The organism is Streptomyces netropsis, from assembly GCF_014203545.1.
Lineage (GTDB): Bacteria > Actinomycetota > Actinomycetes > Streptomycetales > Streptomycetaceae > Streptomyces > Streptomyces netropsis.
Genome location: NZ_JACHJG010000001.1, coordinates 133914 through 146121 on the forward strand (window position 1 = coordinate 133914; position 12208 = coordinate 146121).

The 12208-nt window shown below is 70.6% G+C and carries 12 protein-coding genes and 1 tRNA gene; 1 reads left to right on the top strand and 12 read right to left on the bottom strand.

From position 1 onward, the window contains the following. Window positions 1–60: 60 nt before the first annotated feature. The 9 genes from FHS38_RS00675 to FHS38_RS00715 all read right to left on the bottom strand — a co-directional run bounded on the left by FHS38_RS00675 (window position 61) and on the right by FHS38_RS00715 (window position 7745). A complete protein-coding gene (locus FHS38_RS00675) occupies window positions 61–975 on the bottom strand; it encodes a carbohydrate ABC transporter permease (protein WP_184729573.1) in 915 nt (304 codons plus the stop codon). Window positions 976–984: 9 nt separating this feature from the next. Beyond that, window positions 985–1995 (bottom strand): carbohydrate ABC transporter permease, encoded by a 1011-nt coding sequence (locus FHS38_RS00680; RefSeq protein ID WP_184729575.1) that lies wholly within the window; start codon window positions 1993–1995, stop codon window positions 985–987. Further along, the gene (locus FHS38_RS00685) at window positions 1992–3317 is read right to left on the bottom strand and encodes an ABC transporter substrate-binding protein (protein ID WP_184729576.1); all 1326 of its coding nucleotides are present in this window, start codon (window positions 3315–3317) and stop codon (window positions 1992–1994) included. The genes FHS38_RS00680 and FHS38_RS00685 overlap by 4 nt, the downstream gene beginning before the upstream one ends. Window positions 3318–3374: 57 nt before the next feature. Next, window positions 3375–3599, bottom strand: coding sequence for a hypothetical protein (locus FHS38_RS00690; RefSeq protein WP_184729578.1), 225 nt, complete (start codon window positions 3597–3599; stop codon window positions 3375–3377). Window positions 3600–3745: 146 nt separating this feature from the next. After that, a complete protein-coding gene (hemC, locus tag FHS38_RS00695; protein ID WP_229821906.1) occupies window positions 3746–4714 on the bottom strand; it encodes a hydroxymethylbilane synthase in 969 nt (322 codons plus the stop codon). A gap of 183 nt (window positions 4715–4897) precedes the next feature. Beyond that, a tRNA-His gene (locus tag FHS38_RS00700) sits at window positions 4898–4970 on the bottom strand. A 98-nt stretch (window positions 4971–5068) separates the two neighbouring features. Beyond that, window positions 5069–5674, bottom strand: coding sequence for an oligoribonuclease (gene orn / locus FHS38_RS00705; RefSeq protein WP_184729582.1), 606 nt, complete (start codon window positions 5672–5674; stop codon window positions 5069–5071). Between the two features lie 5 nt (window positions 5675–5679). After that, window positions 5680–7044 carry a helix-turn-helix domain-containing protein gene (locus tag FHS38_RS00710; RefSeq protein WP_184729584.1) on the bottom strand — a complete coding sequence of 455 codons (1365 nt, stop codon included), beginning with the start codon at window positions 7042–7044 and terminating at the stop codon, window positions 5680–5682. 368 nt (window positions 7045–7412) lie between these two features. Next, window positions 7413–7745, bottom strand: coding sequence for a hypothetical protein (locus FHS38_RS00715; protein ID WP_229821905.1), 333 nt, complete (start codon window positions 7743–7745; stop codon window positions 7413–7415). Between the two features lie 339 nt (window positions 7746–8084). Between FHS38_RS00715 and FHS38_RS00720 the strand changes: the two genes are divergently transcribed. Further along, on the top strand, window positions 8085–8606 hold the full coding sequence (locus FHS38_RS00720) for a universal stress protein (RefSeq protein WP_184729586.1): 522 nt from the start codon (window positions 8085–8087) through the stop codon (window positions 8604–8606). A 406-nt stretch (window positions 8607–9012) separates the two neighbouring features. Here FHS38_RS00720 and glmS read toward each other — a convergent pair whose 3' ends face one another. The 3 genes from glmS to FHS38_RS00735 all read right to left on the bottom strand — a co-directional run bounded on the left by glmS (window position 9013) and on the right by FHS38_RS00735 (window position 12202). Then, window positions 9013–10833 (bottom strand): glutamine--fructose-6-phosphate transaminase (isomerizing), encoded by a 1821-nt coding sequence (gene glmS / locus FHS38_RS00725; protein ID WP_184729588.1) that lies wholly within the window; start codon window positions 10831–10833, stop codon window positions 9013–9015. Between the two features lie 60 nt (window positions 10834–10893). After that, window positions 10894–11169 (bottom strand): hypothetical protein, encoded by a 276-nt coding sequence (locus FHS38_RS00730; RefSeq protein ID WP_184729590.1) that lies wholly within the window; start codon window positions 11167–11169, stop codon window positions 10894–10896. Window positions 11170–11269: 100 nt separating this feature from the next. Continuing rightward, on the bottom strand, window positions 11270–12202 hold the full coding sequence (locus FHS38_RS00735; RefSeq protein ID WP_184729592.1) for a DUF4429 domain-containing protein: 933 nt from the start codon (window positions 12200–12202) through the stop codon (window positions 11270–11272). Window positions 12203–12208 lie beyond the last annotated feature (6 nt).

The window sequence follows — 12208 nt, forward strand, 5'->3', positions numbered from 1 at the left end:
ACGCTCCCGAGGTGGGGGAAGGGGAGGGCGAGACAGGTGAGACAGGGGGACACCGGGGGCTCAGCCCTTGACGGCGCCCTGCATGATGCCGCCGACGATCTGCCTGCCGAACAGCGTGAACGCGAGGAGCAACGGCAGCGTGCCCAGCAGCGCGCCGGCCATGATCACGGCTTGGTCGGGCACATAGCCGCGGCCCAGCCCGGTGAGGGCCACCTGCACGGTCGGGTTCTCCTGGGTCAACGCGATGATCGGCCAGAAGAAGTCGTTCCACGCCTGGACGAAGGAGAGCATCCCGAGGACCGCCATCGCCGGCCGTGCGACGGGGAGGACGATGTGCCACACGACGCGCCAGCTGCTCGCGCCGTCCACGCGGGCCGCCTCGATCAGCTCGGTGGGCAGTGCCTCCACGAGGTACTGCCGCATGAAGAAGACCCCGAAGGCGCTGACGAGCGTGGGCAGCACCACCGACTGCAGTCGGTCGGTCCACTCCAGCTCGGCGACGACCATGAAGAGGGGGACCACGCCGAGCTGCGGCGGGATCATCATCGTGCCGATCGTCAGCATCAGCAGGACGCTCTTGAACCGGAAGCGCAGTTTGGCGAAGGCGAAGCCGGCGATGGTGCAGAAGAGCACGGTGCCCAGCGCGATGGCGCCCGCGACCAGCACCGTGTTGAACAGCGCGAGGCCCATGTTGGCGTCGGTCCACGCCGTCCCCAGGTTCCGCGGCAGATTGCTGCCGAACCACAACGGCGGCGGGGTCCGGGCGAGCCGGGAGCTGTCCCGCGAGGCGGCGACCGCCGTCCACACCAAGGGGAAGAGCGAGCCGACGGTGAAGAGCGCCAGCACCGCGTAGGCGACGGGGCCGCCGTGCAGCTGCCGGCCCGCGCGCCGGGTGCCGGGCCCCGGTCGCGGGCCGGGACGGCGGGCCGGGGCGGCCGCGGGAGCCGGCGGGTCGGTCGTCGTGGTCGTCGTCACGGCAGCCCCTCAATGACTCTTGCGCAGTCGCCGCGCGAGGGTGGCGTTGACCGCGGCGATCAGCAGCAGGATCAGGAACATCGTCCAGGCGACGGCGCAGGCGCGCCCGAGGTGGAAGGAGAACCACCCCTGTTCGTAGAGGTAGAGGCCGAGGGTCTGGAACTGGTGGGAGGCGCCGCCCTTCTGGCCGCCCGCCCCGCCGAACAGCAGCGGTTCGCCGAAGAGCTGGGTCGCCCCGATCGTCGAGACCACGATCGTGAAGAGGATCGTCGGCCGCAGCGCGGGCACGGTGACGTGCCGGAACTGCTGCCACCGGGAGGCGCCGTCGAGGGCCGCCGATTCGTAGCGGTCGTCCGGCACGGCCTGCATGGCGGCCAGGTAGATCAGTGCGTTGTAGCCCGTCCACCGCCAGATCACGATCGAGGAGACCGCGAACTGCGAGGTCCAGGTGCCGCTCTGCCAGTCGACCGCATCGATCCCCACCGCCCCCAGGGCCCAGTTGACCATCCCGTAGTCGCGCCCGTAGAGCAGCACGAAGACGAGCGTGGCGGCGGCGACCGAGGTGGCGTACGGGGTGAGCAGCGCGACGCGCCAGAAGTTCGCCGCGCGCAGCCGGTAGTGCAGCAGATGGGCCAGGCCCAGGGCCATCAGCAGCTGGGGGACGGTCGACAGGACGCCGATGGTGAAGGTGTTGCCCAGTGCGTTCCAGAAGAAGTCGTCGTCCAGCAGCCGGGTGTAGTTGCGCAGCCCCACCCACCGCATGTCGTCCGGGGCGGCCAGCTCCACCCGGTGCAGTGACGCCCAGCCCGTATAGAGGAGGGGGAAGAGCCCGAACGCGGCGAAGAAGAGGAAGAACGGCGCGACGAAGGCGTACGGGCTGTAGCGGACGTCCCACCGGTAGAGCCGGCTGCGCACACGGCCCGCCCGGCCGGGGCCGGGGTCATGGCCCGGGGGCCGCCGCGGGGTGCCGCCCTCGTCCCCGGCACCCGTGCCCCGGGCCGCGGTGGCGGTCGTGGTCATTCGTCCACCGCGTTCTCGATCTCCTTCTGCGTCGCCTTCCAGGCCGCGCGCGGGGACCTGCCCTGCTGGTCGATCTGGAGCAGCCCGATGTCGGTGAAGGCGGTGCCGATCTGCTGCTCGTCCGGGCCGATCACCAAGGTGGGGATGTTCTTGGCCGCCGCAGCGAAGATCCGTCCCGTCGGGGCGCCGCCGAAGTAGGGGTGCCTGGCGTCCCTGACCTGCGGCATGTCGTACGAGGACGGGGTGGAGGGGATGCTCGCCTGCCGGTCGAAGAGCTTGGCCTGCTGCGCGGGCGCGGTCAGCCAGACCGCGAGCCTGACCGCCTCGGCCTTGTGCCGGGCCGCCTTCGGCACGCCGATGAAGGAGCCGCCCCAGTTGGCGGGTCGGGGCGCGGCTGCCACGTCCCACTTGTCCTTGCCCGCGGCGCCCGCCTTCTCCTTGATGTAGCCGAGCATCCACGGCGGGCAGGCGACGGTGGCGAAGCGCGCGTTCGCGTACGCCTGGTCCCACGGCTTCTCGAACTGCTTGAGCCGTGCGGTCAGCCCGCCCCGCGACGCCTGCACGGCCAGGTCCCAGGACGCCTTGACGGCCGGGCTGTCCGCGTAGATCGCCTTGCCGCGCCGGTCGTAGTAGCGCTCGGGGTAGGCGTGGATCGACGCGTTGTAGACCCCGGCGGCCGAGTCGGTGAAGACCGTGCCGGCCGGTGCCCGCTTCTTGTACGCCTGGCCGGTGTCGATGTACTTCTGCCAGTCACCGGCCCACAGCCGGCCGACCGCCTCCCGGTCCGTGGGCAGTCCGGCCTTCTTGAAGAGGTCCTTGCGGTAACACACGGCGATCGGCCCGATGTCCGTGCCGAGCCCGACCGTCCGGCCCTTCCGGTCCGTGGCCTGCTGCCACTTCCAGTCCAGCCAGTCGCTCCTGCGCACCCCCGCCGCCTTCGACAGGTCCTCGAACTTGCCGGACAGCGTCGTGGCCACCTCGTTGATGTTGGCGACCTCCACGGCCTGGATGTCGGCGAGCCCGCCGCCCGCCGCGAGATGGGTGAGCAACTGCGGGTAGTAGGCGTCGTTGCGCTCGATCACGCTCTCCTTGATCGTGACGTCCGGGTGCAGCCGCTCGTACTCCGCGTAGAGACCGGCCTGCTTGTAGCCGAAGACGCCGAAGGTGCCGATCGTGATCGTGGTCTTCCCACTGCCGCCGCCCCCGGTGCCGCTCGCGGCGGTGCCGCCGTCCCGGGCGCAGCCACCGAGGAGACCCGCGAGCGCGGCGACGGCCCCGAGGACCACCGCCCGACGCCGGTAGGTGCCCGTGCTGCCGCGCAATTGCGTCCTCCTGATGCTGCCGACGGAACCGGTGGTGCGTCAGTGACGGGGCAGGCCCTAGAAGTCCGCGAGAGCCTCCTCGGGGACGCCCGCCCCCTCGATGACGCCGTGGACGGCAAGGCAGTAGTAGGTCCCGTCGATGTCGTCCGTCACCCCGTTCGTCGCCCTGCAGTCCGCCTCCGAGATCGGGCCCGGATCCGCCACGGACGGTGTCGCCCCGATGACGGCGAACGCCAGAGCGGTACAGGAGGTGACGATGATGGATGCGAGCCGACGGTGCATGGGGTGCCTCTTTCCTGGGAGAGGCGGGGCGGCTGCCCCGCCTCCCGCTCATTGAAGGGCCGCGCGTGTCGCCAACGCCGCCACTACCCGAAAGGGTGAGGGCGTGTCTCGTCGAAGTCACCGGGATGGGTGTGCGCGGGGGTGGCTCAGTGGACGGTTCCGGCGATGAGATCGGCCGCCCCTTGGCGGAGGAGCTCGGTGCTGACCCGGCCGCCGAGGTCCACCGGGTCGTCGGCCGGGCCACGGATATGGGCGCGGACGAAGGTGGACCCGGCCTCGTCGAAGACCATGCCGCGCAGCGAGAGCCGCCCGTCGACCTCGGTGTCGCAGTACCCCGCGATGGGCGAGTTGCAGTGACCGCGCAGGCCGTACAGCATCGCCCGTTCCGCCGTGGCCTCCGCCAGCGTCCGCGCGTCGCCCAGCTTCCGGAGCAGCCCGAGGAGATCGCCGTCGGCGCGGCGGCACTCCAGCACCAGGACCCCGGCGCCGACGGCGGGCAGGATCTCGTCGACGGTGAAGACCTGCCGGGCCCGCTGTCGCAGCTCGAGCCGCCCGAGTCCCGAGGCCGCCACGACCAGCGCGTCGAGCGCGGGGGTCATGGCCTTCGTACCGTCGAGCTTGCCGAGGCGGGTGCCGACGGTGCCGCGCACCCGGACGACCCGCAGGTCCGGCCGGGCGCGGCCGAGCTGCGCCCGGCGGCGCACGGAGGACGAGCCCACGTGCGCCCCGTCGGGCAGATCGGCGAGCGTGCGCACCGCCGAGTCCTCGGGCACGACGAGGACGTCACGGACGTCGTCGCGCGGCAGCATCGCCGCGAAGACCAGGCCCTCGGGGAGGGGCCCGTCACCGGGGACGTCCTTCAGACAGTGGACGGCCAGGTCGATGTCGCCGCCCTGCAGCCGGAGGTCGAGGGCCTTGACGAAGAGGCCCTTCCCGCCGAGCTTCGCGAGATCGCCCTGCCACTGGTCGGCCTCCGTCTCGATGGGGACCACGTCGATGTCGAGATCGGGTTGGAGTTTGAGCAACAGCTCGCGGACCCGCTCGGTCTGGGCCAGCGCCATGGGGCTCTTGCGGGTGCCGATGCGCAGCGGGCGGCTGTGGGGGGAGGGGTTCACAGAAAGCACCATGGCACGTCGCCCGGACCCCGGTACCGGCACCGGACACCGTCCCGCTGACGACGGATCAGCCGCAGGGGAGAGAAAACGGAGAGGAAGGGAGGGGAGAGGCAGAAGAGAAGAGGGGGCGCAGACACGACGAAGGCCCGGTCTGTTCTCACAGACCGGGCCTTCGTCATACAGGGTGAGTAACGGGACTTGAACCCGCGACATCCTGGACCACAACCAGGTGCTCTGCCAGCTGAGCTATACCCACCATGTCCGGTGCGTTTCCCACCGGCTGAGAAAAAGTGTACAGGGTCTTCAGGGGTGCTCGCTCCCAGATGACACGCGTTCTGGGAGCGAGCTGCGTCACTATCCCTGGGCGGGCAGGACGTGCTTGGCCGCGATGGCCTTCGCCGTGTCCGAGTCCGGGCCGGGCTGCGGTACGAAGATCGCCTCGCGGTAATAGCGGAGCTCGGCGATCGACTCCCTGATGTCGGCGAGTGCCCGGTGGTTGCCGCTCTTCTTCGGACTGCTGAAGTAGGAGCGGGGGAACCAGCGCCGGGCCAGCTCCTTCACCGAGGACACGTCGACGATCCGGTAGTGCAGGTGGTTCTCCAGCTCGGGCATGTCGCGCAGCAGGAATCCACGGTCGGTGCTGACCGAGTTTCCGCACAGCGGGGCCTTGCCCGGCTCCGGGACGTGCTCGCGCACGTACGCCAGGACCTGACGCTCCGCGTCCTCGAGCGTCGTCCCGCCGTCCAGCTCAGCGAGCAGCCCGGAGGCCGTGTGCATCTGGCGCACCACCTCGGGCATGGTGGTCAAAGCCTCGGCGGGCGGGCGGACGACGATGTCCACGCCGTCGCCGAGGATGTTCAGCTCAGAGTCGGTGACCAGGGCGGCCACCTCGATGAGCGCGTCGTTCGACAGCGAGAGCCCGGTCATCTCGCAGTCGATCCACACCATGCGATCGTTCATGCGTCTCACCCTACGGGGCGTTCCCGCTGACCGGGCAGGCGTGGGCTGTAGAGGTCGGACTCCGGCTTGCCGGGCTCGGGGCCGAGGCCGCCATGGCCGCCGGGGCCGCCATGACCGGTCACATGACCGAGATGACTGCCAGGTCCGGAATGGCCGCTATGTCCACCATGTGGTGGTGGAGGTGCCAGCGATGCGCCGGTCACGGCGTGGACGCCGGCCATGGCCGTCCGTCGCATCGCCATCACCGAGGACTCACCGGGCCGCTGCTCGGGCAGATCCTGCCGTTCGAAGCGGTCCCCTCTGTCCGGACGGTCCGGACGCTCGCCCCGCTCCGGCCGGTCGGCCGAACCGTTCTGCGGCCGGCGCGCCCGGTAGGCGGCCCGGTAGGCGGCGGGGGAGGACCCCAGCTGCCGGCGGAAGTGGCCGCGCAGGGCCACCGGCGAGCGGAAGCCGCAGCGCCCGGCGACCTCGTCCACGGAATAGTCCGAGGTCTCCAGGAGCCGCTGCGCCTGAAGCACCCGCTGGGTGATCAGCCATTGCAGCGGAGCGCTCCCGGTGAGCGAGCGGAACCTCCGGTCGAAGGTGCGCCTGCTCATATAGGCGCGCGCCGCCAGGGTCTCCACGTCGAACTGCTCGTGGAGGTGCTCCAGCGCCCAGGCGACGACCTCGGCGAGCGGGTCGGCGCCGATCTCCTCCGGTAAAGACCGGTCGAGATAGCGCTCCTGCCCGCCGCTGCGGCGTGGCGGTACGACGAGACGACGGGCCAGGGCCCCCGCCGCGTCGGCGCCGTGGTCGGTGCGGACGATGTGCAGGCACAGGTCGATGCCTGCCGCGGTGCCCGCGGAAGTCAGTACGTCACCGTCGTCCACGAAGAGCTCCCGCGGGTCCACGTGGACCGACGGATAGCGCTTGGCGAGCGTGGGCGCGTACATCCAATGGGTGGTGGCGGGCCTGCCGTCGAGCAGTCCCGCGGCGGCCAGTACAAAGGCACCGGTGCACAGCCCGACGATGCGGGCGCCCTCTTCATGGGCGCGGCGCAGCGCGTCGAGTGCTGCGGTCGGTGGCGGCTGGGTGATCGACCGCCAAGCGGGCACCACGACAGTGCCCGCCCTGGAGAGTGCCTCCAGGCCGTACGGTGCGGTCAGTTCAAGGCCGCCGGTTGTTCGCAATGGCACATCTTCGCCCGCGCACACCAGCAATCGGTAGCGGGGGACCCCTGCGTCCTGTCGGTCGATGCCGAACACAGAGAGCGGAATGGAGCTTTCGAAGATGGGGCCGCCGCTGAATAGCAGCACTGCGACGATCTCCCGGCGGCGGCGTCCGGAGAGCTTGCGCGCGGTCTCCGGTACGGTCGTGGAGTCCTGGCTCATGGCGCTAAGCCCCCCTCGGCGGTCGAGTCCTCTCGGTCCTGCACGTTTCCCCTCGGTCCTGAACGGTTCCCCCGCCGGTCATGGCCAAGATCGAATCTACTGCGTCGAATGGAGACGCGGTGACCAGTTCACCACCCGGCTCTATGTCGACATGACAACTTGGCGCGAAGCGTTCGATCACGAAGCGTTGCACTTGCAGGCCCCGGTGAAAAGTACGCCTCTCGCCCATGCCCACTCCCCGTAGGGCGCAACCGCCCTCAACGGTCCTTTCCTTGCTGGTCGACCGGCTGTTGGGAGGTGCTTTGGCCAAGGGATGGAGTTCGGCCCCAAGTTGGCTGAAAACCTACGGGTGCAGGCGTGCGAGGCCGTCAGTCGACCGGATGGGCGGCGCCGGGGTGACGGGCGCCGCGGTGGGAACCGGTACCGGTCCGGCCCCGCCTGCCGCGGTGCGGAATCGACTGTTCCGCCGCTACCCGGGCGGCACTGCGCTCCGACTGGCGCAGTAGGGCGTGGCAGGCGCAGGTGACCGCCACCAGACCGGCCGCCGTGCCCGCGGCGCCGCCGAAGGACTGACCGCACATCAGCAGGACGACGGGGACCAGGGCGCAGCTGAAGGCCGCCCAGCGGACTACGTCGCTCACCGGATCGGGGGATTCCCCTTCGGTGGCGTCGGCGCGGGCGGACTCGCGGGTTCCGGGCACGGAACGGCTCCCTGGTGGCGGCTGCTGGCGGTAGTACAACGCCCGGCCGGGCCCCGGGTCACTGGGGAGAGGGCATCAGGACCATGGTCGGGGCATTGCGTTGCGCGCCGCCCTCGTGCATGCTCCGGGGAACGCCCCGGGGGGTGTGGATCCGGCGGGCCTGGCCGGGCGGCCTCTGGGCAGCCGACGAGTGGCGCCGTACCCTGGGGGGTAAGCACTTGAAAAGATGAATCCCGGACGGATTTTTTCGTCCTTGATCATCTGGCCCGTCCCCCTCGACAACTCCAATCAGCCCCCGTCGATCCCCCTCCGCAAGAGGACTCCTTCGCCGAGACACCGATGGCCGGTCACGAATTCTCCGAACCCGCGGACCGCAAGCGGGTCGCCGATCAAGCGGCGCACCCCGAAGCGGCGGAAGAAACACGTCATGCCTGCGATCCGGCGTTCCAGCACGGTGTCGTGGTGGGCTTCGACGGATCCACGTCGAGCGAGCGAGCGCTTGCATATGCAATCGGGATGGCCCGGCGCTCGGGCTCCGGGCTGATCATCGTCCATGTGGCCAACCGGCTGCCGACGACCGTATGGGCGGGCTGTGAGCCGCCGGTCTTCGTGGACGTCCCCGATCACCGGACGGAAGTGCTCGGCCTCGAACTGGCCTGTGCGGACTATCTGTCCGAGGTGCCGTGGATCCTCGTCGAGCGCGGTGGGGACATTTGCCACGAATTGGAGGAAGTCGGCCGGGAGTACGCGGCGGACGCGATCGTGGTCGGCTCCACCCACGGCCTGGTCGGCCGGATCTTCGGCTCCGTCGCGGGGCGGCTGGCGCGGCGCGCTCAGCGGCCGGTCGTCGTCATCCCGTAATCGCCCCGTCGGCGCCGGGCGCTCGGCCATCCGTCAACTCGACCGTTCCGTACGGGAGACGGCGTCCCGGTGCGCCCGGAACGGCGCCGGTTCCGCCTTGACGGGCCGGATGAATCTACTCGCGCGTAGAGGTGGATAGTGCTCCGGTGACGGGTACAACCCGCTACATGTGACGTGCTGCCGGACGGGAGGTGACGGTTCCCGGGACCGGCGGCATCACCGTCGGCGTGAGGGCGACGCCGACGCAGGGGAGGCGGTCCTCCCCGCGCGCGTGGTGGCACGTGCGGGGAAGACCGTCCCTTTTTGCGGCGGGGCCGCCGCCGCTCTCGCGGCAGCGGCCGACCGCCGCCGGGTCGCTCAGTGATCGGTCGCGGGGACAGGCCGCTTCCGTCGAGCTCCCCGGGTCCTACTCAACCGTGACGGACTTCGCCAGGTTGCGCGGCTTGTCGATGTCGCGGCCCATGGCCTTCGCCGTGTAGTACGCGAGGAGCTGGAGCGGGATGCCCATGAGGATCGGGTCCAGCTCGTCCTCGTTCTTCGGCACCACGATCGTGTGGTCGGCCTTCTCCTGCACCTGGTGCGCGACGGCGAGGATGCGGCCGGAGCGGGCCTTGATCTCCTCGAGCGCGGCGCGGTTCTTCTCCAGCAGGTCGTCGTTCGGGACGATCGCGACCGTCGGCATGGCGGGCTCGATCAGGGCCAGCGGGCCGTGCTTGAGCTCGGACGCCGGGTAGGCCTCGGCGTGGATGTACGAGACCTCCTTGAGCTTCAGCGAGGCCTCGCGGGCGACCGGGTAGCCCCGGACGCGGCCGATGAACATCATCGACTTGGCGTCGGCGTACTCACCGGCCAGCTTCTCGATCTCGCCCTCGTTCGCCAGGATCTCGGCGATCTGCTCGGGCAGCTTGCGCAGGCCCGCGATGATCCGCTTGCCGTCGGCGACGGACAGGTCACGGGTGCGGCCCAGGTGCAGGGCGAGCAGACCGAAGGAGACCACCATGTTGGTGAAGCACTTGGTGGAGACGACGCAGACCTCGGGGCCGGCGTGCACGTAGATGCCGCCGTCGGTCTCGCGGGCGATCGCCGAGCCCACCACGTTGACCAGGCCGAGGACGCGGGCGCCCTTGCGCTTGAGCTCCTGGACGGCGGCGAGGACGTCGTAGGTCTCACCGGACTGGGAGACCGCGATGTAGAGGGTGTCGGGGTCCACGACCGGGTTGCGGTAGCGGAACTCGGAGGCCGGCTCGGCGTCGGCGGGGATCCGCGCCAGCTCCTCGATCATCTGGGCGCCGATCTGGCCGGCGTGGTACGAGGTGCCGCAGCCGAGGATCTTCACCCGGCGCACGGCGCGCGCGTCACGGGCGTCGAGGTTCAGGCCGCCCAGGTGCACGGTGGAGAAGCGGTCGTCGATCCGGCCGCGCAGCGCGCGGTCGACCGCGTCCGCCTGCTCGTGGATCTCCTTGTGCATGTACGTGTCGTGGCCGCCCATGTCGTACGACTCGGCCTCCCACTCCACGGTGGTCGGCTGTGCCGAGGTGGAGGAGCCCTCGGTGGTGTACGTGCGGTAGTCGTCGGCCCGGAGCGTGGCCATCTCGCCGTCGTCGAGGGTGACGACCTGACGGGTGTGGCTGACCAGCGCGGCGACGTCGGAGGAGACGAACATCTCCTTCTCGCCTATGCCCAGCACCACGGGGGAGCCGTTGCGGGCGACGACGATGCGGTCCGGGAAGTCGGCGTGCAGGACGGCGATGCCGTACGTGCCCTCGATGTACTTGACCGCCTCGCGGACCTTCTCCTCCAGCGTTCCGGCCTCGGAGCGGGCGATGAGGTGGGCGAGGACCTCGGTGTCGGTGTCGGAGACGAAGACGAAGCCCTCGGCCGTCAGCTTGGCGCGCAGGTCGGAGGCGTTGTCGATGATGCCGTTGTGGACGACGGCGACCTTCTCCTCGGCGTCCAGGTGCGGGTGGGCGTTGACGTCGTTGGGCGCGCCGTGGGTGGCCCAGCGGGTGTGGGCGATGCCGGTGGTGCCGTTGAAGCGCTTGGGCAGGCGCGCCTCCAGCTCACGGACGCGGCCCTTGGCCTTGGCGGACTTCAGGCCGCCCGTCTTGCCGCTCGCGTGCAGGGCGATACCGGCGGAGTCGTAGCCGCGGTACTCCAGGCGCTGGAGGCCCTCCAGCAGCAGCGGCGCGACGTCGCGCTTACCGATATAACCGACGATTCCACACATGGTGTTGACCCTCCCAGGCAAACGATCAGTGATGCTCGGCGGCGGCAGGAGCCGCCGGTCTCAGCCGTAGACGATGCGGCGCAGCTGCCGCAGCGAGAGCTCGGGTGGCGCCACCGCGCGGTGCGGCAGCTCTGCCGCGATCCGCTCGAAGATCTCCGCGTTGTTCAGTCCGCCGGACTGGAGCTCGCGGTGTCGGCGACGCACGAACGTCTCGGTCGTCTCGTCGAAGTACGCCAGGACGTCCAGGACCACCCGGGCGGCCTCGCCGCGCTGAAGCGGCGTGCTGCGCACCAGGTGGTCCACCAGGTCGTCATGGGTCATACGGCGTTCGAGCACCCGTTGATACTGAGGGGTACCGAGGGCTTTCGCAAGAATCCTGCCCGATATCGGGCAGGAGTGAAGATCGAAAGGGTCGGGAGAGCCCAGAAATGTCGGCTTAGAAGCGCTTGAGTACCGCCTGCTTCGCCGCCGCGAACTCCTCGTCGGTGAGGATCCCGCTCCGGTGCAGCTCGCCCAGCTCGCGCAGGCGCCGCAGCAGCGCATCGTGATCGGAGCCGGAGCCGGAGCCGGAGCCGGAGCCGGAGCCGGGGGAGCCGTCCGTGCCCGCGGTGGCGGGAGCGTCGGCCGGCAGGATCCCGGCGAGTGCGGGACGGTCCGCCGCGCCCGCTCCCGAGGGGTGCGGCAGCCGGGCCAGGACCGCGGCCGCGACCAGCGCCATCAGCGGGTCCTTCTTGAAGCCGTACAGCTCGATCGCGTGCGGGTCGTGTTTCGGCGGCGCCTTGGTCGCCCCCATGACCAGGACGAAGCGCAGATAGCCGTTCTCCAGGCCGTGGGAGGGCAGCCACTCCACCGTGGCGACGTCGGCCACCGCGAAGGTGCGCGTCCCGGCGGACTTCTTGCCCTCCTCGGTCTTCCAGTTCCACTCCAGCCGAACCCACTCGCCGTCGAAGGAGACCGTGCCGTCCCCGGCGCCCACCGACAACGGCACGGCCGGGCCCGGCAGCAGATAGCGGTCCGCGGGCCCCTCCGGCACCTGCTCCAGCAGCAGGGCGTTGCGCACCTCGTCCACGAAGTACTCCGCCACGCCCGTCCGGCCCGGCTCGACCGCCAGCTGATACGGATCGGCGCCGTCCGGCAGCCGGCCGCGCGTGGCCTGCGCCAGGGGGTCGGCCCCGTCGCGGAGCCTCAGCCGCAGCCGGCCGCCCTTGCGGCCCGGCTCGAAGGCGATGCCCGCCACTGCCGCCAGCGGCACGGCGAGCTCACCCAGCGTCTGGCGCAGCAGGTGCACCCCACGCTCGCGCCCGGGCACGATCCGTATCGTGTCGCCGTCGAACGCCCACGTACCGTCCTTCTGGAGGATCTCAGCCATGGGTGG